Source organism: Acinetobacter sp. ANC 5054 (assembly GCF_002135295.1).
Classification (GTDB): Bacteria; Pseudomonadota; Gammaproteobacteria; order Pseudomonadales; family Moraxellaceae; genus Acinetobacter.
Map to the genome: position 1 here is coordinate 76,915 of NZ_NEGG01000007.1, position 23,799 is coordinate 100,713.

At 42.1% G+C, this 23,799-nt stretch carries 25 protein-coding genes; 7 read left to right on the forward strand and 18 right to left on the reverse strand.

Annotation, left to right across the window (positions count from 1 at the left end; all coding sequences use genetic code 11):
• Positions 1-9 precede the first annotated feature (9 nt).
• The 3 genes from trxB (at position 10) to B9T33_RS08775 (ending at position 2,645) form a co-directional block, all read left to right on the forward strand.
• Positions 10-963 carry a thioredoxin-disulfide reductase gene (gene trxB, locus B9T33_RS08765; protein WP_086178544.1) on the forward strand — a complete coding sequence of 318 codons (954 nt, stop codon included), beginning with the start codon at positions 10-12 and terminating at the stop codon, positions 961-963.
• Positions 964-1,076: 113 nt separating this feature from the next.
• On the forward strand, positions 1,077-1,808 hold the full coding sequence (gene aat, locus B9T33_RS08770) for a leucyl/phenylalanyl-tRNA--protein transferase (RefSeq protein ID WP_086178545.1): 732 nt from the start codon (positions 1,077-1,079) through the stop codon (positions 1,806-1,808).
• Positions 1,809-1,829: 21 nt separating this feature from the next.
• The gene (locus B9T33_RS08775; protein WP_086178546.1) at positions 1,830-2,645 is read left to right on the forward strand and encodes an arginyltransferase; all 816 of its coding nucleotides are present in this window, start codon (positions 1,830-1,832) and stop codon (positions 2,643-2,645) included.
• 55 nt (positions 2,646-2,700) lie between these two features.
• On the opposite strand, the gene rimI is transcribed toward B9T33_RS08775, so the two are convergent.
• The 7 genes from rimI to B9T33_RS08810 all read right to left on the reverse strand — a co-directional run bounded on the left by rimI (position 2,701) and on the right by B9T33_RS08810 (position 10,599).
• On the reverse strand, positions 2,701-3,159 hold the full coding sequence (rimI, locus tag B9T33_RS08780) for a ribosomal protein S18-alanine N-acetyltransferase (protein ID WP_086178547.1): 459 nt from the start codon (positions 3,157-3,159) through the stop codon (positions 2,701-2,703).
• A gap of 166 nt (positions 3,160-3,325) precedes the next feature.
• Positions 3,326-4,207: a metal-dependent hydrolase gene (locus B9T33_RS08785; RefSeq protein WP_086178548.1), complete on the reverse strand. Its 882-nt coding sequence runs from the start codon at positions 4,205-4,207 to the stop codon at positions 3,326-3,328.
• 213 nt (positions 4,208-4,420) lie between these two features.
• Positions 4,421-5,611, reverse strand: a complete 1,191-nt coding sequence (tuf, locus tag B9T33_RS08790; RefSeq protein ID WP_086178549.1) for an elongation factor Tu — start codon at positions 5,609-5,611, stop codon at positions 4,421-4,423.
• A gap of 93 nt (positions 5,612-5,704) precedes the next feature.
• Entirely contained in the window at positions 5,705-7,843 is a 2,139-nt protein-coding gene (gene fusA / locus B9T33_RS08795; protein WP_086178550.1) for an elongation factor G, read from the reverse strand.
• A gap of 130 nt (positions 7,844-7,973) precedes the next feature.
• Complete coding sequence (rpsG, locus tag B9T33_RS08800; protein ID WP_067728659.1) at positions 7,974-8,444, reverse strand: 30S ribosomal protein S7; 471 nt, start codon at positions 8,442-8,444, stop codon at positions 7,974-7,976.
• Between the two features lie 179 nt (positions 8,445-8,623).
• Positions 8,624-8,998 (reverse strand): 30S ribosomal protein S12, encoded by a 375-nt coding sequence (gene rpsL / locus B9T33_RS08805; protein ID WP_000246374.1) that lies wholly within the window; start codon positions 8,996-8,998, stop codon positions 8,624-8,626.
• A gap of 155 nt (positions 8,999-9,153) precedes the next feature.
• The gene (locus tag B9T33_RS08810; RefSeq protein ID WP_086178551.1) at positions 9,154-10,599 is read right to left on the reverse strand and encodes an EcsC family protein; all 1,446 of its coding nucleotides are present in this window, start codon (positions 10,597-10,599) and stop codon (positions 9,154-9,156) included.
• A 273-nt stretch (positions 10,600-10,872) separates the two neighbouring features.
• Between B9T33_RS08810 and B9T33_RS08815 the strand changes: the two genes are divergently transcribed.
• Together B9T33_RS08815 and hemJ are read left to right on the forward strand one after the other, a co-directional pair.
• Positions 10,873-12,102, forward strand: a complete 1,230-nt coding sequence (locus B9T33_RS08815; RefSeq protein WP_086178552.1) for a beta-ketoacyl synthase N-terminal-like domain-containing protein — start codon at positions 10,873-10,875, stop codon at positions 12,100-12,102.
• A 68-nt stretch (positions 12,103-12,170) separates the two neighbouring features.
• On the forward strand, positions 12,171-12,623 hold the full coding sequence (hemJ, locus tag B9T33_RS08820) for a protoporphyrinogen oxidase HemJ (protein ID WP_086178553.1): 453 nt from the start codon (positions 12,171-12,173) through the stop codon (positions 12,621-12,623).
• A 67-nt stretch (positions 12,624-12,690) separates the two neighbouring features.
• Here the strand turns inward: hemJ and B9T33_RS08825 are convergent, their stop codons facing one another.
• The 5 genes from B9T33_RS08825 to B9T33_RS08845 form a co-directional block, all read right to left on the reverse strand.
• On the reverse strand, positions 12,691-13,797 hold the full coding sequence (locus B9T33_RS08825) for an acyltransferase family protein (protein ID WP_086178554.1): 1,107 nt from the start codon (positions 13,795-13,797) through the stop codon (positions 12,691-12,693).
• Between the two features lie 227 nt (positions 13,798-14,024).
• Entirely contained in the window at positions 14,025-15,452 is a 1,428-nt protein-coding gene (locus B9T33_RS08830) for an amino acid permease (RefSeq protein WP_086178555.1), read from the reverse strand.
• A gap of 129 nt (positions 15,453-15,581) precedes the next feature.
• On the reverse strand, positions 15,582-15,944 hold the full coding sequence (locus B9T33_RS08835) for a RidA family protein (protein ID WP_086178556.1): 363 nt from the start codon (positions 15,942-15,944) through the stop codon (positions 15,582-15,584).
• A 113-nt stretch (positions 15,945-16,057) separates the two neighbouring features.
• Positions 16,058-17,209, reverse strand: coding sequence for an alanine racemase (gene alr, locus B9T33_RS08840; RefSeq protein WP_086178557.1), 1,152 nt, complete (start codon positions 17,207-17,209; stop codon positions 16,058-16,060).
• Positions 17,210-17,294: 85 nt separating this feature from the next.
• Positions 17,295-18,554 carry a D-amino acid dehydrogenase gene (locus B9T33_RS08845; protein ID WP_086178558.1) on the reverse strand — a complete coding sequence of 420 codons (1,260 nt, stop codon included), beginning with the start codon at positions 18,552-18,554 and terminating at the stop codon, positions 17,295-17,297.
• 134 nt (positions 18,555-18,688) lie between these two features.
• Here B9T33_RS08845 and B9T33_RS08850 point away from each other — a divergent pair, with 134 nt between their 5' ends.
• On the forward strand, positions 18,689-19,156 hold the full coding sequence (locus tag B9T33_RS08850) for an Lrp/AsnC ligand binding domain-containing protein (protein ID WP_086178559.1): 468 nt from the start codon (positions 18,689-18,691) through the stop codon (positions 19,154-19,156).
• A 63-nt stretch (positions 19,157-19,219) separates the two neighbouring features.
• Here the strand turns inward: B9T33_RS08850 and lysM are convergent, their stop codons facing one another.
• The 6 genes from lysM to B9T33_RS08880 form a co-directional block, all read right to left on the reverse strand.
• Complete coding sequence (gene lysM / locus B9T33_RS08855; RefSeq protein WP_086178560.1) at positions 19,220-19,693, reverse strand: peptidoglycan-binding protein LysM; 474 nt, start codon at positions 19,691-19,693, stop codon at positions 19,220-19,222.
• 213 nt (positions 19,694-19,906) lie between these two features.
• Complete coding sequence (gene acpP / locus B9T33_RS08860) at positions 19,907-20,143, reverse strand: acyl carrier protein (protein ID WP_078190054.1); 237 nt, start codon at positions 20,141-20,143, stop codon at positions 19,907-19,909.
• 85 nt (positions 20,144-20,228) lie between these two features.
• On the reverse strand, positions 20,229-20,963 hold the full coding sequence (gene fabG, locus B9T33_RS08865; protein ID WP_086178561.1) for a 3-oxoacyl-ACP reductase FabG: 735 nt from the start codon (positions 20,961-20,963) through the stop codon (positions 20,229-20,231).
• The gene (gene fabD, locus B9T33_RS08870) at positions 20,960-21,940 is read right to left on the reverse strand and encodes an ACP S-malonyltransferase (protein WP_086178562.1); all 981 of its coding nucleotides are present in this window, start codon (positions 21,938-21,940) and stop codon (positions 20,960-20,962) included. The genes fabG and fabD overlap by 4 nt, the downstream gene beginning before the upstream one ends.
• Positions 21,941-22,145: 205 nt before the next feature.
• Positions 22,146-22,328, reverse strand: coding sequence for a 50S ribosomal protein L32 (gene rpmF, locus B9T33_RS08875; protein ID WP_004279227.1), 183 nt, complete (start codon positions 22,326-22,328; stop codon positions 22,146-22,148).
• 77 nt (positions 22,329-22,405) lie between these two features.
• Entirely contained in the window at positions 22,406-22,963 is a 558-nt protein-coding gene (locus B9T33_RS08880) for a YceD family protein (RefSeq protein ID WP_086178563.1), read from the reverse strand.
• Between the two features lie 97 nt (positions 22,964-23,060).
• On the opposite strand from B9T33_RS08880, the gene B9T33_RS08885 reads away from it, so the two are divergent.
• Positions 23,061-23,723, forward strand: a complete 663-nt coding sequence (locus B9T33_RS08885; RefSeq protein ID WP_086178564.1) for an elongation factor P hydroxylase — start codon at positions 23,061-23,063, stop codon at positions 23,721-23,723.
• The last annotated feature ends 76 nt before the right edge of the window (positions 23,724-23,799 follow it).

Sequence of the window (23,799 nt, forward strand, 5' to 3'; positions counted from 1 at the left end):
ATTCTACGGATGAGCGCTCGTCACTCACGTCTAATTATTTTAGGTTCTGGCCCAGCTGGCTACAGTGCTGCAGTTTATGCTGCGCGTGCGAACTTAAAACCGACACTCATCGCGGGCATTCAATTGGGTGGTCAGCTTACTACGACAACTGAAGTGGACAACTGGCCAGGCGGTGCAGAAGGCCTAACTGGTCCTGCCCTCATGGAGCAAATGCAAGCGCATGCTGAACGTTTCGGCACAGAAATTGTGTATGACCATATCAATGAAGTTGACTTAAATGTACGTCCATTTGTATTGAAAGGCGATATGGAAGAGTTTACTTGTGATGCACTGATTATCTGTACAGGTGCAACTGCGCAATATTTAGGTCTAGAATCTGAAGCTGCGTTCATGGGTCAAGGCGTAAGTGCATGTGCAACTTGTGATGGTTTCTTCTACAAAAACCAAAACGTGATGGTGGTCGGTGGTGGTAATACTGCTGTTGAAGAAGCACTATACCTGTCAAATATCGCATCACATGTAACTTTGGTTCACCGCCGTGACACATTACGCTCTGAGAAAATCCTTCAAGATCATCTTTTCGCCAAAGAAAAAGAAGGAAAAATCAGCATCATTTGGAATCATCAAGTGGACGAAGTGATTGGCGATAATACAGGTGTAACCTCTGTACGCATTAAATCAACCAAAGATGATTCAACTCAAAATGTTGATGTAACAGGTTTATTTGTTGCGATTGGTCATAAACCCAATAGCGGTATTTTCGAAGGTCAGTTGAACTTACGAGATGGCTATATCCAAGTTCAAAGTGGTACAGCAGGTAACGCAACTCAAACGTCTGTACAAGGTGTTTATGCTGCGGGCGATATTGCAGACAGTATTTACCGTCAAGCCATTACTTCAGCAGGTTCAGGCTGTATGGCTGCACTAGATGCTGAGAAATATCTTGATGCACTCGGTGAGTAAGTTCATGCAAATGCATGTACAGTCGCCTGTATAGTCTTTAGCACATTAAAGCCGACCTTATGGTCGGCTTTTTTATGTATGATAAAAATAAACCATCGTGACCAGTTATTCCCATGCAAATACTTCCCCCTTCGCAATATAGCTTTCCCGATCCGATTGAATTCGACCCTGAAGGTGAAGGTTTAATTTGTATAGGTGCAGACCTCTCCCCTTCCACACTTTTTGAAGCATACAGTACGGGGCTATTTCCTTGGTTTTCTGAAGGAGAACCCATTTGCTGGTGGAGCCCTGAACCTCGTTGCATCATCCGTCCGTATGATTATCTTCCAAGCAAATCCTTGCTCCGCAACATGAAAAAGATGGATTATAAAATTACCATCAATCATGCTTTTGAAACCGTTATTCGTTCTTGTTCACTGCCACGTAGTTATGCTGATGAAACATGGATTTCTGAAGATATTATTCAAGGCTATTGCGCGATGTTTGAAGCTGGCTATGGATACAGTGTAGAAGTTTGGGAAAATGATACGGTGGTGGGTGGTTTGTACGGCATTAGCATTGGACATGGCTGCTTTGGCGAATCTATGTTTAGCACGCGAACGGATGTTTCTAAAATGGCATTTTATACTTTAATGCTGATCGGACAGGAACATCATTTGCCATGGATTGATTGCCAATTGGTCAATGATCACCTATTAAGTTTGGGTGCATGTACACTTTCTCGCCAACAATATCTTAAATCGTTACAAGATGTTGTCAAACAACCACCTATTGATTGGAAAAAGTATCAGGACAGTGTATTTTCAAGTAAAACAATAGCGCAATGGGCTCAGCTCAGCGACTGAAAATAACAGAGGGATACTGAGATGAAATCATATCAACCGAAGTCCCTATTAAATGAATTACAGTACTACATCACGCCTCCGCATGATTGTAGCTACTTAGAAAATAAATCTGCTCGGATGGTCTTTTTGGACCCTGTCCATCGTATAGATGTGGTTACATTATCTGAACTTTCTCGTATGGGCTTTCGTCGTAGTGGTGATTTTGTCTATCGACCTGAATGCCATCTTTGTCGCCAATGCCTCTCTTCACGCGTACCTGTCAATGATTTCCAAATGAACAGCGTTCAAAAAAAGGCATGGAAGCGAAATACAGATCTGAGCATTAAAATTACTCGTCCTGAAGATGCCACTGAACTACACTATTCACTGTATGAACGTTATATCAATGAACGTCATGCAGATGGTGATATGTATCCGCCGAGCCAAGATCAATTTGAGAAATTTTTAATTCATAGCTGTACCGATAGTTTCTTTTTAGAGCTCTGGAAAGATGATCAATTAATTAGTGTTTCAACCTGTGATCCACTTGATGATGGAATATCTGCGGTTTATACCTTTTTTGATCCTGATGAAAGTAAGCGTTCTTTAGGTACTTTCGCGATTTTGAAACAAATCGAACATGCAAAGAAACTCGGACTACAATATATTTACTTAGGCTATTGGGTACCTGATTCTCATAAAATGAACTATAAATCGCAATATATTCCTCTGGAGTTATTATTGGATGGGCAATGGCGTCGCCTCAACCGCCCACTCACTCAAGAAGAGATTAGCCAGCTTGGCGATTCACTCATGACAACCTTGCCTTCAGGTTGGAATAACCCAATTATCAAATAAAAAAAGCATAGGCTCTAAATTAAGCAATATGCTTATATTTTTAAATCCTTAAATTTTATTTAAATAAGGCTGCAAAATCATCACTACATGCTTTCACCATAATGATTGCATGTTCTCGTGTCCCATCAGGTTTTGGGTAATAATTTTTACGTAAATCAATTTGATGAAAATCTGATTTTTCATACAACTTAATTGCGGCAGTATTTCCTTCACGTACTTCTAAAAAGATTTGTATTGGATTATTTTTCAGCATGGCAATAGATGCTTCTAGCAATTGATAGCCCAAGCCCTTTCCTTGCTGACTCGGATGTACCGCCATCAAGAGTAAATTCGCCTCATCTAATACAGGTTGTAAAATACAAAACCCCTGCACTTTCCCATTAAGCTCAATTACCGTACTTTGGTAGCTGCTCACAGCTTCTTCAAATTGTTTGGTACTCCACGGATGGCTTTGTACACGTCTTTCAATTTCAGCCACAGACATCACATCTGCTGCATTCATCAAACGAATCATCTTCGTTTATCTTTTTTCATAATAGGAATGAGGAATTATAGAAACTTTGCTAAAAAAATCGAGTAAAAAAAAGAGCGATTTTCACCGCTCAGGAGTTTAAACATTGAATAGCGCATTTCGATGCATTTGATTTAATGTATGCTTACAGCATCATTGAACGTCTTGATTAGAAACCAAGTTTCTCTTTCCACTGCATCAACAATTGATCTGTATCTAGGTCATTTGGATGGAAGCCTGGTCGGAAATATTCAACCATTTCTTTCCACATGCCTGTAATCACCCCTTTTGAAGGGCTATAAGCGTAGGTATAGATATCTTTTAAGCTTTCAAATGTCAGTTGTTTATCATCATGTAATAACCGAAGTACAAAATAACTTTGAACAAAAAAAAGCGTTACCATTGCCCCTACTAAGGAACCTGTGCGTAATGCATAAGCTTTAAGTCCTTTACCGAATACGCCCTCAAACACGTCATAAGCAACGGCCTTATGTTCATTTTCTTCAATTGCATGCCAAAGCCACATGGTTTTCATGGTTTCATCGGTCATCAGTTCTTGAATATGCTTATTCGTGAGTAATTGGGATGCAATGGTCGCAGTAAAATGTTCAAGTGCTGTCGTAGCCGTTAAATCCACCATTTCTTGGGTAATACCCACTGGTTTACCAATTAATGCAAATATCTTACGGGTACGCTGAATTACGCGATCTGTAATTCGATCTAATCGATCAACTTCATGACCAAACTTTTGTGCCGAAGCATTAAATCCTACATGCTCTTGTGTATGCATGGCTTCTTGCCCAATGAAAGCACTAATTTCTTTTTGCAATGCTTCATTATCTTTAATGGCAGGATGTTGACGTACTGCACGAACACTATCAATAAAGAACTTTTCACCTGCAGGAAATAATGCTGACAGACCCGTCATAAAATGGGTTAACCCTGCTGAGCCGTTCATCCAATATTCAGGTACTGCATCGAAATCGAAATTCATACGGCGAACTGGAAAACTTGCACCTGCGCGATTGGTAATTTTGACTTTAGCATTCATGCGAAAACTCCTATTGAGCAATCTCTCACTCAATTGTTTTATTTATTTTGTTGTTTTTATCTTAAGGTTTTCTGCTTTTATTATATTTTCACTTAAGGACAGTGAATTATCACTTAAGGACAGCTTTTGATTTTTTTGTCAGACAATCTTTTTAATCTTTTGAATTTGCATAAAAAAACGCCCCAATGGGGCGTTTTTTCACACATTTAGTGATTATGCAGTTACTTTAGCAACTACACCAGCACCAACTGTACGACCACCTTCACGGATCGCGAAGCGTAAGCCAGCGTCCATTGCGATTGGGTGGATTAATTCTACTGACATTTCTACGTTGTCACCAGGCATAACCATTTCAACGCCTTCTTTAAGTGCAATCGCACCAGTTACGTCAGTTGTACGGAAGTAGAACTGTGGACGGTAACCGTTAAGGAATGGAGTATGACGACCACCTTCTTCTTTAGAAAGTACGTATACTTCTGCGTCGAATTTAGTATGCGGTTTGATTGCACCTGGTTTAGCAAGTACTTGACCACGTTGAACGTCTTCACGTTTAGTACCACGTAGAAGAACACCACAGTTCTCGCCCGCACGACCTTCGTCAAGAAGTTTACGGAACATTTCTACGCCAGTTACAGTTGTTTTAACTGTATCTTTAATACCAACGATTTCAACTTCTTCGCCTACTTTAACGATACCAGTCTCAACACGGCCAGTTACTACTGTACCACGACCCGAGATTGAGAATACATCTTCGATTGGCATAAGGAATGGAAGATCGATAGCACGTTCTGGCTCTGGAATGTAAGAGTCAAGAGCTTCAACAAGAGCAACAACTGCTTCTTCGCCATATTGGCTAGCGTCGCCATTAAGTGCAAGAAGAGCTGAACCACGGATAACTGGAGTGTCATCGCCTGGGAAGTCATAAGTAGAAAGAAGTTCACGAACTTCCATTTCTACTAATTCAAGAAGTTCTTCATCATCAACAAGGTCGCATTTGTTTAAGAATACAACGATGTATGGAACACCTACTTGGCGAGAAAGAAGGATGTGTTCACGAGTTTGTGGCATTGGACCATCAGTCGCAGCACATACAAGGATCGCACCATCCATTTGCGCAGCACCAGTAATCATGTTTTTAACATAATCGGCGTGACCTGGGCAGTCTACGTGAGCGTAGTGACGAGTTGGAGAATCGTATTCTACGTGTGAAGTATTAATTGTAATACCACGTGCTTTTTCTTCTGGTGCAGAGTCGATAGCAGCGTAATCTTTCGCTTCACCACCGAATTTTTTTGCACATACAGTTGCAATCGCAGCTGTTAAAGTAGTTTTACCGTGGTCGACGTGACCAATTGTACCCACGTTAACGTGTGGCTTATTACGTTCGAACTTAGCCTTAGCCATGAGATCTTCCTTTTTAAACTACTCATGCAGGGTTACTGCATGAGCATTTGGTTTTTAACTATGAATTAGTTTGGGCTTATAGTAATCGAAAGATTACTCGTCGTCACCTTTTTTACCGCCAGATTGGAACTTAGTAATGATGCCTTCAGCCACGTTACGTGGAGTTTCAGCATATTTAGCAAATTCCATAGAGTAAGTCGCACGACCTTGAGACATAGAACGCATTTGAGTCGCGTAACCAAACATCTCAGCAAGTGGAACTTCAGCTTTAATTGCTTTAGTACCGCCAGGAAGATCGTCCATACCTTGAACCATACCACGACGACGGTTTAAGTCACCCATGATATCGCCCATGTAGTCTTCTGGAGTTTCTACTTCAACTTTCATGATCGGTTCAAGAAGGATAGGATCCGCTTTCATGAAACCATCACGGAATGCGTAAGAACCTGCCATTTTGAACGATAATTCATCAGAATCGACGTCATGGTAAGAACCGTCGAATAATGTCGCTTTAATGCCAACTACTGGGTAGCCAGCCAATACGCCATTCTTCATACGTTCTTGAATACCTTTGTCTACAGCGCCAAAGAATTCTTTAGGTACTACGCCGCCTACAACTTCTTCAGCGAATTCGTATTCTTTACCAGCTTCGTCAACGTCCATAGGTTCTAAACGAACATATACGTGACCGAATTTACCTTTACCACCTGTTTGACGTACGAACTTACCTTCTTGCTCAACAGATTTTTTAATCGTTTCGCGGTAAGCAACCATTGGTTTACCAATGTTCGCTTCAACGTTGAATTCACGTTTCATACGGTCAACAAGGATATCAAGGTGAAGCTCACCCATACCTGCGATGATTGTTTGACCAGATTCTTCGTCTGTGCGAACACGGAACGATGGATCTTCTTTAGCCAAACGACCTAAAGCGATAGACATTTTCTCTTGGTCAGCTTTTGTCTTAGGCTCTACAGCTAAAGAAATTACTGGCTCAGGGAATTCCATACGCTCTAAAGTAATGATGTTTTTCTCATCACAAAGTGTATCACCAGTTGTAACGTCTTTAAGACCTACACATGCAGCGATATCACCAGCGCGGATTTCTTCAACGTCTTGACGTTCGTTCGCGTGCATTTGCACGATACGGCCGATACGTTCACGTTTAGATTTAACTGGGTTGTATACTGGGTCGCCTTGTTTAAGAACACCAGAATAAACACGTACGAAAGTCAAGTTACCTACGAACTTATCGTTCATGATTTTGAACGCAAGTGCAGAGAACGGAGCTTCGTCAGATGCTTCACGAACAGCTTTAGTTTCAGCTTTGTCGTCAAGTACACCTTCAATTGCTTTAACTTCTGTAGGTGATGGTAAGAATTCAATCACAGCATCCAACATACGTTGAACACCTTTGTTTTTGAACGCAGAACCACAAAGCATTGGTTGAATTTCACAAGCCAAAGTTTGAGCACGAAGACCAGCAACGATTTGTTCTTTTGTCAAATCGCCATTGTTTAGGTATTCATCCATCAACTCTTCAGATGCTTCAGCCGCAGCTTCAACCATGTTAGTACGCCATTCTTCAGCAGTAGCAACTAGGTCAGCAGGGATATCGCCATATTCGAATTGCATACCTTGAGATGCTTCATCCCAAATGATTGCTTTCATTTCGATAAGGTCAACAACACCTTGGAAGTTATCTTCAGCACCAACTGGGATAACAACTGGTACAGGGTGTGCACCAAGACGAGTTTTCATTTGTTCAACAACACGGAAGAAGTTGGCACCTGTACGGTCCATCTTGTTCACGAATGCTAAACGAGGCACTTCGTATTTGTTTGCTTGACGCCATACAGTTTCTGACTGAGGTTGAACACCACCTACAGCACAGTAAACCATGCACGCACCGTCAAGAACACGCATAGAACGTTCAACTTCGATTGTGAAGTCTACGTGTCCCGGGGTGTCAATTACGTTGATACGGTGTTCTGGGAATTGTTTGCCCATACCAGACCAGAAACAAGTTGTAGCAGCTGAAGTGATTGTAATACCACGTTCTTGCTCTTGTTCCATCCAGTCCATTGTTGCTGCACCATCATGTACTTCACCTAGTTTGTGAGATACACCTGTGTAGAACAAAATACGTTCTGAAGTAGTCGTTTTACCAGCATCAATGTGAGCAGAGATACCAATGTTACGGTAACGAGAAATTGGGGTTTGACGAGCCATGATTTCTTGCATTCCTAAATTTTGTTGTTTAAAACAGGACGCTTTAAGTTGCTAGCAACTTAAAGCGCTTTGATGACAGTTTGGTGAAACCCAAACCATCACTGTCCTGATAAGGGCCTGTTTTATTTGCTTAGAAACGGTAGTGAGAGAAGGCTTTGTTGGCTTCAGCCATACGGTGCACATCTTCACGTTTTTTAACCGCTGCGCCTTTACCTTCAGCTGCATCAAGCAACTCACCAGCAAGACGTAAAGCCATAGTTTTTTCAGAACGCTTAGCAGCAGCGTCTACTAACCAACGCATAGCCAAGGCTGTACGACGGGATGGGCGTACTTCCATAGGCACTTGGTAAGTAGCACCGCCTACACGGCGTGCTTTAACTTCGACCATAGGGCGAACTTTTTCTAATGTAGCTTCGAAAAATTCAACTGGGTCTACTTTTGATTTTTCTTGAACGCGGTCTAAAGCACCGTAAACGATACTTTCAGCAATAGATTTTTTACCATCTTGCATTACGTGGTTCATGAATTTAGCGATTGTTTGGCTGCTGAACTTAGGATCCGGAAGGATTTCACGAGCAGCGACTACGCGACGTCTTGGCATTTTAATCTACCTAATAAATATGACACTTCAGGTTTATCCAGCATTAGTACAAAGTGTCATGTACCGTTCGCTGGCCTTACTATACGTCGCTTGAATTTCACAAATTAAATGCAGAAATCAGACAAGCGAGACGATAAAGGATTGCAGTTCTAATGAACTAAGAGCTTAATCTCGAAAGATTATTTCTTAGGACGTTTAGCACCGTATTTAGAACGAGACTGGTTACGATCTTTAACACCAGCGCAGTCTAAAGAACCACGAACAGTATGGTAACGTACACCTGGTAAGTCTTTAACACGACCACCACGGATAAGAACAACACTGTGCTCTTGTAGGTTATGGCCTTCACCACCGATATAGCTAGAAACTTCGAAACCTGAAGTTAAGCGAACACGGCAAACTTTACGCATTGCTGAGTTAGGTTTTTTAGGTGTAGTAGTGTAAACACGTGTACAAACACCACGACGTTGTGGACAAGCCTTCAACGCAGGAACTTTAGATTTTTCAACTAAAGTCGTACGACCCTTACGGATCAACTGATTTGTTGTTGCCATTTGGCAATTCTCCCGTTAATAAAAAGCCCCAAAAAATACTGCTTTTTGAGGGCATGCAATTGTAAGCGAAGACGCAAAATTGGTCAACATTCTACAATCAATGAAAACATACACAAATTGCAGAATGCACAAATTTTCCCCCACAAATAAACAGTTTATTTTTCTGTAGGTGCATCTGAATTTTTTGTAACCTTATTTACCGCTGTTGTTTTCGCCTTTCGGGGCTTTGTTTTAGTTGGCGCTTTCTGTTCAGCGATTGGATTTTCTTCATCTAAATCAAAAGACTCTATTTCTGTTAAAGCAGGCTTTTGTGCTTCAACAGGTTCATGTGGCGTAACGACTTTATTTGCCAGTGCATCTAAACCTTCTGAAACTTGCGCTTCTTTAGATTCAACTTTATTAGTAACCTCCACAGCATCCGCTTTTTTGATGACTTTCACCTGACGAATATTTTTATTCCCTTTGACTGGAACCTCTTGATCCAAGATAGGTTCAATGACTTCAGCATCTTTAGCGATAATACTTTCCAGAAGTTTTGGGGTTGCCTGCGCCAATAGTTCAATAGAACGCTCATAGGCATGTAATGGCGATAAACCAATATCTTGATGCTGAATAATGTATTGACGTGCATCCGAAAATACCTGTTGTGCTTTTTGGTTGACCTCATCAATTAAACGACGACTATAAACAGCACTTATACCTGCACTCGCCAATGGCGATAAACGTGATAGTTGATTAAGTACAGACACTTTTGGCAATTGATTGAGCCAAGCCCATTTAAATTGCCCGTTTTCATCCAATACATATTTTTTCAAGGCTTCAGCATCAGTGTCTGAACCCAACATCTGTTGCAATTGTTTGATATCACTATTTTGTAAAGTACTACTTAGTGCCTTAATTGCCATGAGCAAGGTTTGTTTTTCAGCGATTAAGCTCAAATCTACTTGTCTAAAAATAAATTGCACAATGTCTTGGTCGCTTTCTTTACTCAAATCAAAACCATAAGATCGTCCAACTTGATAAATGACACGCAAAGTCATAATGAGGGAAGCTGGAATATCAATTGTAGAGCCAATTACTCCCGTCGCCCCTGTCAAGGCACCTTGTATCGAGGCAATCCATTTATTTTGTTCACTCAATGCCTGACTAATTCGTTTTGAGCGATCCACATCTTGAGTCAACTCTTCTAAGTCACGTACACCTGCTTCATCCAGTACAGCATCGACTGAGGAAATTTCAGAACTGAAATGATTCAACTGATCAAAGATATAGTCAGAAATTTTATCGCTAAATTGCGGTGCGACGAAATTTGCCACATTATTGACCGTACTAAAATGTCGTCCTAAAAGTTGTCTCGATACATTGGGAACATGTTCACGTAAAAGCTGTTGTGGATTATCATATTTTTTAACATCAAAAATATTGCTGTCACGTGATGCGCCATCGAAAGTTTGGCCATTTTTTTGCGGTTGAATTACCTTCGTCACAGACTCGGGTGCCACATGATTGATAATCGACACACCTGTAGAACTGAGCTTTTTAGCCACTCCAAAGGCATTTGAGAGTAGACCACCAGTCGCTTTATTATTCGTTTTCGCCATTCTCTACCCCATACAGACTATTCTTGAAATTCTTGATAAATACTAGGTGTAGTCAAACTTTATCACAACTTGAATATGTATCTTTAAGTTAAGTTTATTACCGCATTGTCGCAAATTAGCCCAGTCAAAAATAGGCATAGGATTTGCCATAAGAATTCAAAAAGCTTTCTGCTATTATTATTCCCATCAAATTATATGAGTATGACTGCGAAGAAAGTTCTCTCCTTGGGCATTCCGCAGAAGACTCACACACTACCTATAAAGGATCTGTAGATGAAACGTGTTGTAATCACTGGCATGGGCATCAACTCATGCATTGGTAATACATTAGAAGATGTCACTCATTCTTTGCAAAACGGGATTTCAGGAACACGTTTTAATCCAACTTATGCTGAACTGAACTTTAAAAGCCATGTTAGTGCAGCTGCAGAACAAGATTTTGATGGTATTGACCGTCGTTTAAAACGCTTTATGGGCGTGTGCGCAATGTATGCCTACAACTCAGCACTTGCTGCGGTTGAACATGCAGGTTTGACTGCTGAACAAATTGGCGGTAATCCACGTTATGGTATTGCAGGCGGTTCAGGTGGTGGTTCTACAGCGTCTGTTATTGAAATGAAAGAATTGCTAGATAGCAAAGGCGCGCGTAAAGTTGGACCGTTCTTTGTTCCACGTAACATGACCAACACCATCACTGCAAACGTTGGCGTTGCTTTCAAAATGCAAGGTGTTGCACACACAATTACCAGCGCATGCGCAACATCTGCAGATGCAATTGGTTATGCATACAACCTGATTCAATTGGGCAAACAAGACTTAATGCTTGCTGGTGGTGGTGAGGAAGATCATTGGTCTCAAAGCTTATTGTTTGATGCAATGGGTGCGCTTTGCTCGAAATACAATGACACACCTGAAACAGCTTCACGCCCTTACTCTGCTGACCGTGATGGTTTCGTAATTGCTGGCGGCGGCGGTTTCGTGGTGCTTGAATCTCTTGAACACGCTCAAGCACGTGGCGCAAACATTATTGCCGAAGTCGTTGGCTATGCTGCAAACTCTGATGGTGCAGACATGGTTGCTCCAAGTGGTGAAGGCGCAACACGTTGTATCTTGATGGCACTAGAAGAAGCGAAACAACATGGTGTTGAGTCAATCGACTATGTAAATACACACGGTACATCGACTCCTGCTGGTGACGTGACTGAGCTTAAAGCAATGGAGCGTGCATTTGGTGAAGGTCAAGTTCCTCCACTCAGCTCGACCAAGTCAATGACTGGTCACAGCTTAGGTGCTGCAGGCGTACAAGAAGCAATTTATTCTGTACTCATGATGCAAAATGACTTTATTGCTCCAAACATCAACGTGACTGAACTTGATGAAGGCGCAAAACCATTTGATATCGTGCTTGAAAAACGTAACGCAAAATTGAATACTGTGATGAGTAACAGTTTCGGTTTCGGCGGTGTAAACGCTTGTCTCATTTTCAAAAAATGGGAAGGCTAATTTAAAGTCGGCTGATTTGGCGCTTCTGCGCCAATAAGCACACTCACCGCCCTTTTAAGGGTCGCTTTATGGATGCTCCATCAGATGCTTTCCTCTGGGTTAAAGCATTACATATCATCGCAGTTGTTTGCTGGTTTGCAGCACTTTTCTATCTTCCCCGCCTTTTTGTTTACCACGCCATGAGTGATGATGCTGTTAGCCATCAGCACTTTGAAGTGATGGAACGTAAGCTGTACCGCGGCATTATGTGGCCTGCAATGGTCGGCACACTGATCACGGCTCATTTTTTAGTAGATTGGGGCGATGCAACGCGGCACTACCATGAAGCTTTATGGTTTTATCTTAAAGTTGGCTTAGTTGGCTTGCTGGTGATTTACCATTTTGTTTGCGGCTATTACCGTAAAAAGCTGATTGGCAATGCACATTATAAATCACACAAGTTCTGGCGCTTCTTTAATGAAATGCCAACGTTGATTTTATTTGCAGTGGTGATTTTGGTGGTGGTAAAGCCAACGTTCTAAAAGCGCAAAATAAATAAGTTATAAAAAAGCCCTAATTCATTTAGGGCTTTTTACGTTTGGCAAAGTTTTAAGATTTAATCCATTTATTTCGAATCATGCGATTTAAAGGCGTGGAATAATATTTCTCTATCGCCCAACTCATTAAAAAAACCGCAATAAAATAAATGGGCAGCAGCATCAACTTTTCAGTTGGCAACGTTTCTTTAGGGAAATACACCACTTTCATCAAACCCAAAATAATTAAATGAAACAAATACATTTCATAACTACGCTGTCCAATCCAGACCAATGCTCTCGACCCGAAAGACTGTGCCTGCGTTTGCGGATCTTGCGCAAAACAAAAAATCAGTACTGCCGTCAGCATCGCAAAAGCGCTAATGCTCCAAGTACTCACCTCCTTAATTGGCGCATACAAATACAGCCCGCACATCAATAGCGCTGTTACAGTCATGATGAGCTTCGAGTGCTGTAACGCACCTTTAAAATGTTGCGTATATAGCGCTGTTAAACAACCAATCGCTATTCCATCAAAGCTAGAGAAATAATGATAAAGATAAGCCCCGCTTTCTTCGCCAAAATGCAGGCTACGGAAGTACGGCGCATAGGCAATAATTAACAACAGAAAAACAATAAATCCTTTACCGCGTCCTAAACCCACACAAAGTAAAGGAAATACCACATAAAAGACTTCTTCTACAGATAGCGACCACAGTACGCCAAGCGCATAGTTGACCCAGCCATATTCAATGATTAACAAGTTCATCCAAAAACTAAAAGCAGACAGCACGGTTAAACCATACGATACTTCAACACCATTGGGCGCTTGGTTCAAAAACGGCTTTAATCCTATGGCACCTAACAAAGTCACCATAGCAACAAGTAGGACTAGACAGGGAATAATTCGAGCAATACGGCGTACATAAAAATCTTTCAGCTTAATTTCCGCTAAAGATCCACTACGTTGCAATGTGTGCCGGGTGATCAAAAATCCCGAAATCACAAAGAATATGGTCACGCCATAATTGCCATTACGTGCAATTAAGGTACTTAGGCTCTCACCAAAAATATGCACACCTAAAAAAGTATCATGCAATTTATAAGGAATATTAAAATGGTGCAGCAGCACCAGAAGTATTGAAATACCGCGAAGAATATCTATTTTTTCATTACGCATAAAATGCTGAATCTATTATTAAATTTTTACCGAGACATTAAAGGCTATATTTCAGAAAAATTCAGTTTTTAATTATTACAAATCATGTATGCCGCTTTAAAGTAGCAGCTCCAATATAAAGTAATTCTACTCTTGCATCTAGAAATAGAGTCAACAAATGAATAAATACCTACCCAAAACTAAGCCCGCAGTATGCGGGCTAGTCTTAGAGTATATCTGTCATGCAATCAGAGTTGTTCCAGCATCTGTCGTTTCACACGCGGCAAATACAGGACACGATAAGTGACCGCCAAAATCACCAGCCAAAGCGGACTGATCATCAGTGCTTTAAGCGTATCCGGCTCTAAACTTAAAATAACTAGAGCAAAGAATAGAAAGGCTAAAACGATATAGCTCATCCACACGCCGCCCGGCATTTTAAAGGTCGATTTAGCATGATTCTCCGGCTGCTGTTTACGATAGCCTAAATAACACACCATGATCAGCGCCCAAATGCTGATAAATAAAATCACGCAAAGTGAGCTGGCCAAAGTGAACGCTTCAATGGTATTCGGCACAAAGTACTGCAAACCCGCACCTGCCATAATAAAGAAGCAAGAGAAAATTAAGCCTTGCGCAGGGACAGCACGTTTAGATAATCGTGCCAAGGCTTGCGGTGCTTGTCCGCCTCGCGCCAAACCAAACAGCATGCGTGAAGTTGAGAATACGCCACTGTTCATTGATGACATCACCGACGACAGCACCACCAAGTTCATAATGATGGCTGAAACTGGAATACCCGCATGTAGGAACAGCGATACAAATGGACTTTGATCCGCTGGAATTTTATCCCACGGTGTTACCGACATCACCACAAACAAAGACAGCACATAAAACAGGATAATTCGGGTTGGAATCGCATTTACAGCTTTCGGTAAGTTCTTTTCAGGATCTTTGGTTTCAGCCGCCATGGTGCCTAAAAGCTCAACCCCAACAAAGGCAAAGAGCGCAATTTGGAAGCCTGCAAGGAAACCGTCTGAGCCTTTGGGGAACATGCCGCCATGTGACCAGACATTCGTAAAGCTGGATGCAGTGCCATCTGGCGAATGGAAGTGACTGAACACCATAAAACCACCAATCACAATCAGGCCTAAAATGGCCAAAATTTTGATTAAGGCAAACCAAAACTCAACTTCACCAAACAGCTTAACCGTCAGCAAATTCAAACCTAGAACCAGCAGCACACAACCCACACTAATCAGTGCCTGCCCCATGGGGGTAAAGCCGACATCTGGCGGCAACCAAAAGCCTAAATAGTTAATAATGGCGGCCAAATCTGCAATACCAACTAAAACCCAGCCGAGCCAATAAGACCAGCCGATATAATAGCCTGCGCCTGGTCCAATGAGATCATGCGCCATATCGATAAAGGATTTGTAGTGCAAATTCGACAGCAGGATTTCGCCCAGCGCGCGCATCAAAAAGAAAAACATCAGACCAATAATCATGTAAATGAACAGAATGGATGGTCCAGCCAAGGAGATAGTTTTGCCTGAGCCCATAAATAGGCCCGTGCCGATAGCGCCGCCAATAGCGATCAGCTGTAAATGACGGTTGGACAGCTTGCGCTGCAGTTCATGAGGCGACGATTGCACGTCATCTTGATGTGTAGCCATAGTTGATGTCCTTATAATGCTTGCAACGGCGCAGTTCTTGATTAACGCTAACTGCCCTGCTCAATGTCCTATTGAGCTAAAACTGCCGAAGCAAGCATTGAAGATTCAAAAATAAAAAAACTGCACAACTTAAGGTTGTGCGGCAGTAACCGCAATTTCAATCAGCCAGTCTGGATTCACCAGCTCCGCTTGAATGGTGGCGCGCGCAGGTTTTGGTGAGTCTTTCAGCCATTCTGCCCACAGCGCATTCACAGCTTTAAAATCTGAAAGATTTTTCAGAAAAAGCTGCGCAGATAACATTTTAGATTTGTCGCTGCCCGCCTGAGCTAGCAATTGATCAATCGTATTCAACACATCCAAAGTCTGCGCTTCAATCCCTGCTTCCGGATTTTTCGGCACTTGTCCAGAGAGGTAAACTACTTGATTAAACACTGTGACTGCACACATAAAATCGTTGCTGCCAAATCGTTGAATAGGGTCTGACATGGTCATGCTTCCTTGTATATTTTCATCTTTAGACACTAAGACAGTGCCTGCTATAGACTGGTAAAATTAAAACTATTCGACTGAATTTTCAGTCTTTGAATTCGCTATTAAATCGATAATTAGGCCGCAGACTCAGCTGGAATACGCCTTGCATCGACAATAAAAGGAACGCGCTGAGTCACAGCGCACATCAGTTCATAACCGACTGTGCCTGAGGCTTTTGCAACATCATCAATCGGCAGTACTGCACCATTTGAGGCCTTGCCCCACAGCACCACTTCCGAACCAATATCACTGTCAGGCAAATGGGTTAAATCCACCGCTAGCATATCCATACTGACGCGGCCAATCAGACCGGATGTCTGACCATCAATCAGCACCTGCGTACCTGTTGGCGAGACACGCTGATAACCATCGGCATAGCCGCAGGCTGCAATACCAATACGCATGGTTTTTTCTGCCAAAAAGTTTGAGCCATAGCCCACGCTTTGCCCTGCCTGCAAGGTCTGCACACCAATAATTTCAGTACGTAGCGTCATCGTTGGCTGCAGCTGCCAGTCGTGAATCGTATGCTGCGGATAATCAGGAGAACTGCCATAAAGCATGATGCCGCTGCGGGCAATATTGGACTGCAACACTGTTGAATGGCGCAAAATTGCAGCACTGTTACTGACGGTGACTGGCGCAGGAAACTGCTGAACCATATGCTGGAAACATTGGTATTGATATTGAATACCTGATTCGCCAAAACGCTCACCATCGGCATCTGAAAAATGCATCATGTGTGTCAGGCTGCGTACAATACTCAATTTTTGCAGTTCGACCCATGCTTCGGCATAGGCTTCAGGAATAAAACCCAAACGGTTCATACCTGAATTCATTTTGACAAAGACATCAAACTGCGCTTGAGGATAGCTGTATTGAAATTGGCGCAACCAGTCAATTTGATGTGCGCTATGTATGCTAAAACTTAATTTAAGCTGATGGCAGTCCAATAAATCCTGCAGGCTGAAAATGCCTTCCAGCATTAAAATATCCCCTTGCCACCCCAAAGCGCGCAGGCGTTTAGCTTCTGCAATATCCAGCAAGGCAAAACCATCCGCCTGTTTAAATGCTTCATAGACGCGCTCTATGCCATGACCATAAGCATTGGCTTTAACCACCGCATAAACGTGCGCATCAGACACATTTTGTCTGGCAGATTGCTTTGCCACCTGCAAATTATGCGCTAAGGCATCTAAATGAATAACTGCTTGTATCGGCCGTGACATTTTATTCTTCCCTAAAACGCGTCCTTGAATCTGTAAATAACAAAAATGCGGTTTGCCGAGCTATTCACCCTGCAAACCGCATTCTTTATGCTGCATGCGTGTAACGCTGCAGCGATAAGCCTTCTGTGCTGATCTCGGCCTGTTGCCCCAGTACAAGATCACTAATCAATTTTCCTGAACCGCACGCCATGGTCCAACCCAATGTGCCATGACCGGTATTCAAGAATAGATTGTTGTACTTTGTACGCCCAATAATTGGTGTGCTATCCGGCGTCATCGGACGTAAGCCTGTCCAGAACGAGGCTTTTTCCAAATCGCCACCTGGGAACAAGTCGCGAGTCACCATTTCCAATGTGCCGCGGCGGTCCTGATTCAAGCCTAAATTAAAGCCGCTTAATTCCGCCATACCACCTACGCGGATACGGTTGTCAAAACGGGTAATGGCGATTTTATAGGTTTCATCCAATACGGTAGATTGCGGTGCATAGCTTGGGTCCACAATCGGCACGGTTAATGAATAACCTTTCACTGGATAAACTGGCAAATCTAAATCCAGCGGTTTTAAGAAATCACGTGAATAGCTACCAAAAGCCAAAACATAGCGGTCTGCAGTCAGAACTTTGCCATTAACCAACACACCTTTAATTTCGCCGCCTTCTACAATCAGTTTTTCAACATTTTGATTAAACTGAAAATCAACACCAAGTGTTTTAGCTTGTTCAGCCAAAGCATTGGTAAATAGGTAGCAATCACCAGTTTCATCATTTGGTAGGTGCAGACCACCAACCAATTTATCTTTGGCTTCTGCCAATGCAGGCTCAACTTTGCTTAAACCATCACGATCCAGCAATTCAAACTCAACACCTGTTTCTTTTAATACTTCGATATCACGCTGCACAGCTTCCAACTGCGAATCTTTACGGAACAGCTGCAAAGTACCTTTTGAACGGTTTTCATAGCTGATACCCGTTTCATCACGCAAAGTACGTAAGCAATCACGGCTATATTCCGCAACACGCACCATACGTTCTTTATTGATCGCATATTGGTCCGCACCGCAGTTTTTCAGCATTTGCATCATCCACTGCAATTGCCACATGCTGCCGTCCAGCTGCACTGCCAATGGTGCATGATGCTGGAACATCCACTTCACTGCTTTAAAAGGAATACCCGGGGCCGCCCATGGAGTCGAATAGCCCGGAGAGATTTGGCCAGCATTACCAAAACTGGTTTCTTCTGCAGGTCCAGACTGGCGATCCAATACTGTGACTTGAGCACCTTGTTTTGCCAAATAATAAGCACTGGTAACACCAATCACACCGCTGCCCAAAACAATTACACGCATAGTCTTGATCTTATCCCTAGTTTATTTAACTAGTATATTTTGGGTTAAATAGTTAATCTTGCTATTTTAAAGACTTTATTTCAGTTGATTCACATGTTTTGTCGTGTAATTACAAAAAAGACAGGGAAAAATAAATGCGTAAATTAGACCGTATTGACCGCATGATTTTAGACATTCTGCAAAAGAATGGGCGCATCGCGATCAGCGAGTTGGCATCCCAAGTCAACCTCTCAACAACACCCTGTTCAGAGCGGGTCAAACGGTTGGAGCGCGACGGCATTATCATGGGCTACTATGCACGACTGAATCCTGAGTTAGTCGATAAACGCTTGCTGGTTTTTTTGGAGATTAAACTCTCAGCAAAATCAGGCGACGTTTTTGAACAAGTCGCACGAGATTTATCTGAGATTCCTGAAGTACTGGAATGCCACCTTATTTCAGGAGACTTTGACTATTTAGTTAAAGCGCGTTTAAAAGAAATGAGTACCTACCGTAAACTTTTAGGTAACCTTTTGAAAAAGCTGCCGGCATCGGCATCTTCACATAGCTATGTGGTGATGGAGGAAGTGAAAGAAGGCTTATATTTAGATCTAGACACTTAAAATATTTTCAACACATAAAAAAAACCACTGCAATGCAGCGGTTTTTTTATACGTAGCATTCAACTAAGCAGGAATGCGTAACACCTGCCCCGGGAAAATATCATCGGCATTTTTTAGCAATGGGCGGTTTGCTTCAAAAATTTTGTTGTATTGATTGGCATCACCATAAAATTCTTTGGAAATTTTAGACAAGTTATCACCAGACTTAACCGTATAAAACTTACTTTCCGCTTCTGGCGTTGCTACCGTTAATTGATCATCTACTTGTGCAACATGGTCAATATTACCCACTGCTAAAATAATTTTTTCACGATCGGCTTGGCTTTGCACCTGCCCTTTCACTGTCGCCAAGTCAGATGTCGCGTTATAGCTGACAGATAAGCCTGTCACAGGCAAACCTAAGCTTTTGACATGACCTAGTAGCTTATTCGCAATTTCTTGAGCAGATGGCTCAGCAGGCGTTGCTGGTGCAGCTTGTGGCTCTGCAGGTGCTGTATTTTTCTTACCAATACCTTTTACAAAATCAAAAAGACCCATGTTATTCTCCATTATTTTACTGTTTTATAGATTGTGTAATTTTCGACAAACTCTATTTTTATAGCTAAAAAATAACCTGATTTTCGTATCCTTTGGTAAAAGAAACGTAAGCTAATGTAAATAAATCAAATAATTGCTGCAGCAGAAACACATAGGCATAAAAAAAGCCACCAAATGGTGGCTTTTTAATATCAGCATCGCTGAAATCTAAAATTAACCTAGTTTCTTAGAAACGTAGTCAATTGCAGATTGTACAGTAGTGATTTCGTTTGAATCTTCATCAGGAATAGTGATGTCGAAATCGTTTTCGAAAGACATTACTAATTCAACTAGGTCTAGAGAGTCTGCACCTAAGTCGTCCATGAAAGAAGCTTCGTTTTTGATCTCGTCTGCTTTAAGACCAAGTTGCTCAGCTACTGCTTGTTTTACGCGTTGTTCGATATCGCTCACAGGAATTCTCCTCATTGCTTGTGGCGTTTTTAATGCCGTTAGTTTAATTGAATCTAAATCGTTTTGAAAGTTTATACTTAAGCACTTAGCTCATGTATAAACCACCATTTACATGTAATACAGTTCCGGTAATGTAACTTGCCTTTTCAGAAGCAAGAAAACTCACGGCATTTGCGATATCTTGCGGCTCACCTAAACGGTTTAATGCCACTTGATCGCTCATTTTTTTACGAATTTCTTCGCTTAACTGTTCTGTCATTTCTGTTGCAATAAAGCCCGGAGCCACCGCATTTACAGTGATTTGGCGGCTTCCCATCTCTTTTGCAAGACTGCGACCAAAGGCCTCAATCCCTGCTTTTGCAGCAGAATAATTTGCTTGTCCTGGGTTAGCAAAATGTGCAACCACAGAACTGATATTAATAATTCGGCCAAAACGTGCTTTGGTCATACCCTTTAAAACACGTTTTGAAAGTCGATAAACGGCTTTCAAATGGATGTTTAGGATGTCATCCCAATCATCTTCTGACATACGTAGTAACAAATTATCTTTGGTAATGCCTGCGTTATTTACTAACACAAGGACTGAACCATAACTTTGTTCGATTTCAGACACCAATGCATCAATTGCAGTCGCATCACGCACATCTAAAACCTTACCGGCACCATTTTCAGCAAAAGTTGCAGATAATGTTTCTGCACCCGCCTCAGATGTCGCAGTACCTACAACAAAATAACCGTCTTGAATCAATTGCTGAGCAATTGCTGCTCCAATCCCTCGGCTCGCACCTGTTACTAAAGCAACTTTGCGTTCTTGTGTCATGCAATTTTCCCTTCTGCCACTAAAATGGCATTCAGTGCATCTTCCATACGACCTTTGCTGTCGAGTGGGAATGCTTTCTCAATATTTGGCAAACGTTTTGCGAGATTCGCAAGGACATTTCCTGGACCACATTCAGCAATGTACTGAATACCTTGGTCTTGCAAGTACTGCATGGTCTTTGTCCACTGTACAGATTCATAAAGCTGTGCAGTTAACGCCTGACGTAATTGCGCCACATCTGTCGCGATTTCAGCGCCTACATTTTGTATTACAGGTAGCATAGGCAGCTCAATGGCAGTTTGTTCCAATGCTGTTGCGAACTGTTCAGCAGCAGGTTTCATCAATGAACAATGCGATGGTACAGAAACTGGCAGTGCAATCGCTTTACCGCCATTTTCTTTCGCTGTAGCCATCACCGCTTCAACCATGGCTTTATCACCCGCAATCACCACTTGACCTTGTGCATTATAGTTTGCAGCTTCTACCGAGCCTTCACCCTCAGCTTGCGCACATAATTCAAGAACTTTGGCATCATCCAGACCCAAAATTGCAGCCATTGCACCTTTACCTTCAGGTACAGCGCTTTGCATCAGTTGACCACGTAAATGCACCAACTTCACTGCATCGCCTAAACTCATTGCACCTGCAGCAACCAATGCGCTGTATTCGCCCAATGAATGCCCTGCAAGGTATTTTGGCGCAACACCACCGAGCTCCAACCACACACGCCATAATGCGATACTTGCAGTCAACAACACAGGTTGCGTAAATTCTGTTTGATTTAAACCTTCGCCGCTTTGCGCAATGTGCCAAAGATCAAAACCTACGGCGTCAGATGCTTCCGCAAAAGTTTCTTGCACACTACTAAACTGTTCTGCAAGTTCAGCAAGCATGCCGACTTTTTGTGAACCCTGCCCCGGAAACACGAATGCAGTTTTAGTAGCTTGAGCTGCTTGCTCGAGTTGTTTAGCAGACATAAAAAAATCCTTTATTAAGATAGGTAAATTGATGCCGTTTGGACATTAATTCAACACAATCCCATGTAAGCTTATTTCAGGGACGGAAATTTAACACTAAATTTTTGACTTGGTAATTGCCAAATGCAACAAAAACACGATACAAAAAAAGGGAGCTTAACGCTCCCATTTTTTCTACTAAGCTTGACGCTTAATACATCATCAATTATTCAGCAGATGCTTTAGCGAATAATTGACGACCACGGTAGATACCATCTTTAGATACGTGGTGACGACGATGAGTTTCACCAGTAGCTTGGTCTACAGTTAATGCATTCTCAGTTAAAGCGTCATGTGAACGGCGCATGTCACGGCGAGAGCGACTTTTACGGTTTTGCTGAACGGCCATGATGGCTCCTTACAAATATCGAAAAAATGGATCAGAACAAATTCGATTGTCTTATACTTAAGAGTATAACACAAAAATTAGTTAAGTTTACCCTTCAAACCTGCCAAAACATCAAACGGGTTATCCCGTTTTTCTTCAACAAGCTCTTCTACGGCAGGTTGATGCTTATGTTCACAAGCGTCATGCTTAGGTGACAACGGCATCAACAATAACAATTCATCCTCTATCAGTGAGAGTAAATCAGCAGTCGCAGGTGCATCATATGAACCTTTGGTTGTTGCTTCACTTTCACCTAAAACGATGAAATCAGCATCCTCATCCAAGCGCTCTATCAGTGACTCATCATCTACAAGAGCTAGATGAAAACTTGAAACAAGTGGGATCTCAACGGTATCCAGACAACGCTGGCATTCCATTGGAACCTTCGTCTCAACATGACCATCCAGCCATACAATGCGATGATAGGCATCCATTGATAGCTTACAGTCTATGTTAATCAATTGATCATCAATTGATCCAACAGCTTCACGAGCAATACGAACAAAGCGAGATAATGGCAGTGTTCCTGACCATTTAAAGCCCTGTTCAGCCCATTTAAACGGCTCAATCTGTGCCGGAAAGGTATTTGCTGACATAATTAAGGCGGCAATTCTACAAATTCATCAGTACTCTGTCAAAGATTAAGATACAATTTTGCACTTATTTAGACAGACCATTTGGGTAACTTAAGTTATGCATCTGTTGCAGCCGCAAACAGAAGTGACTATTTCATCACTTATGAGCACAATTTCAACTTTCGATTCTGACATTTCAGCCGACCAAGTGCAACTCTCGGAATGGGAGAAACTTTCAACAGAAGCGGAACAAGTTGATTGGCTCATCTTACACTTTAATCACTGGTTTTCCCACCTGAATGTAAACTTAGTCAAAGGCGACTTTGAACCTGAGTATTTTCCAGCGGGTGAAAACACCCCAGCGCGTATTCAATTTGCACACGGCTTCTTTAATAGTGCCTTGCATGAAATCAGCCATTGGACCATTGCTGGAGATAAACGCCGTCTATTGCCAGATTTAGGTTATTGGTATGCACCAGATGGTCGTTCGCAAGAACAACAAGCCCTATTTGAGCAAGTCGAAATTAAACCTCAAGCGATTGAATGGTTATTTGCCAAAGCCTTTGGGCGTAAGTTTCGTGTATCACTGGATAATTTAACGGGTGAAGGCGGAAATGGTGCTGTATTTAAAGATAACGTATTTGCCCAATTACAGGCTTATTTTAGTGGCGAAGCTACGCTTCCACGGGATGCTCAGCGCTTCATTTCCTGCATTTGTCACTGCACTCGTGCTGGCAAAATATTACAGGCGAATGAATTTCAGCGTGAAATGCTTGATTAAATTATACAAATTCAATGTATTTCAGATTGCACAATACAAATTGGCATGGCAATAATGAGATGCAAGCCCTATAAGA

Excerpts from the sequence above, each read along its gene's own strand:
- rpmF (WP_004279227.1), bottom strand. The coding sequence starts at position 22,328 with ATGGCCGTTCAGCAAAACCGTAAAAGTCGCTCTCGCCGTGACATGCGC.
- fusA (WP_086178550.1), bottom strand. The coding sequence starts at position 7,843 with ATGGCTCGTCAAACCCCAATTTCTCGTTACCGTAACATTGGTATCTCT.
- hemJ (WP_086178553.1), top strand. The coding sequence starts at position 12,171 with ATGGATGCTCCATCAGATGCTTTCCTCTGGGTTAAAGCATTACATATC.
- B9T33_RS08830 (WP_086178555.1), bottom strand. The coding sequence starts at position 15,452 with ATGGCTACACATCAAGATGACGTGCAATCGTCGCCTCATGAACTGCAG.
- B9T33_RS08850 (WP_086178559.1), top strand. The coding sequence starts at position 18,689 with ATGCGTAAATTAGACCGTATTGACCGCATGATTTTAGACATTCTGCAA.
- B9T33_RS08835 (WP_086178556.1), bottom strand. The coding sequence starts at position 15,944 with ATGACCATGTCAGACCCTATTCAACGATTTGGCAGCAACGATTTTATG.
- aat (WP_086178545.1), top strand. The coding sequence starts at position 1,077 with ATGCAAATACTTCCCCCTTCGCAATATAGCTTTCCCGATCCGATTGAA.
- B9T33_RS08815 (WP_086178552.1), top strand. The coding sequence starts at position 10,873 with ATGAAACGTGTTGTAATCACTGGCATGGGCATCAACTCATGCATTGGT.
- B9T33_RS08810 (WP_086178551.1), bottom strand. The coding sequence starts at position 10,599 with ATGGCGAAAACGAATAATAAAGCGACTGGTGGTCTACTCTCAAATGCC.
- B9T33_RS08880 (WP_086178563.1), bottom strand. The coding sequence starts at position 22,963 with ATGTCAGCAAATACCTTTCCGGCACAGATTGAGCCGTTTAAATGGGCT.
- rpsL (WP_000246374.1), bottom strand. The coding sequence starts at position 8,998 with ATGGCAACAACAAATCAGTTGATCCGTAAGGGTCGTACGACTTTAGTT.
- B9T33_RS08885 (WP_086178564.1), top strand. The coding sequence starts at position 23,061 with ATGCATCTGTTGCAGCCGCAAACAGAAGTGACTATTTCATCACTTATG.
- B9T33_RS08825 (WP_086178554.1), bottom strand. The coding sequence starts at position 13,797 with ATGCGTAATGAAAAAATAGATATTCTTCGCGGTATTTCAATACTTCTG.
- rimI (WP_086178547.1), bottom strand. The coding sequence starts at position 3,159 with ATGATTCGTTTGATGAATGCAGCAGATGTGATGTCTGTGGCTGAAATT.
- B9T33_RS08775 (WP_086178546.1), top strand. The coding sequence starts at position 1,830 with ATGAAATCATATCAACCGAAGTCCCTATTAAATGAATTACAGTACTAC.
- B9T33_RS08785 (WP_086178548.1), bottom strand. The coding sequence starts at position 4,207 with ATGAATGCTAAAGTCAAAATTACCAATCGCGCAGGTGCAAGTTTTCCA.
- alr (WP_086178557.1), bottom strand. The coding sequence starts at position 17,209 with ATGTCACGGCCGATACAAGCAGTTATTCATTTAGATGCCTTAGCGCAT.
- tuf (WP_086178549.1), bottom strand. The coding sequence starts at position 5,611 with ATGGCTAAGGCTAAGTTCGAACGTAATAAGCCACACGTTAACGTGGGT.
- trxB (WP_086178544.1), top strand. The coding sequence starts at position 10 with ATGAGCGCTCGTCACTCACGTCTAATTATTTTAGGTTCTGGCCCAGCT.
- lysM (WP_086178560.1), bottom strand. The coding sequence starts at position 19,693 with ATGGGTCTTTTTGATTTTGTAAAAGGTATTGGTAAGAAAAATACAGCA.
- B9T33_RS08845 (WP_086178558.1), bottom strand. The coding sequence starts at position 18,554 with ATGCGTGTAATTGTTTTGGGCAGCGGTGTGATTGGTGTTACCAGTGCT.
- rpsG (WP_067728659.1), bottom strand. The coding sequence starts at position 8,444 with ATGCCAAGACGTCGCGTAGTCGCTGCTCGTGAAATCCTTCCGGATCCT.
- fabG (WP_086178561.1), bottom strand. The coding sequence starts at position 20,963 with ATGACACAAGAACGCAAAGTTGCTTTAGTAACAGGTGCGAGCCGAGGG.
- fabD (WP_086178562.1), bottom strand. The coding sequence starts at position 21,940 with ATGTCTGCTAAACAACTCGAGCAAGCAGCTCAAGCTACTAAAACTGCA.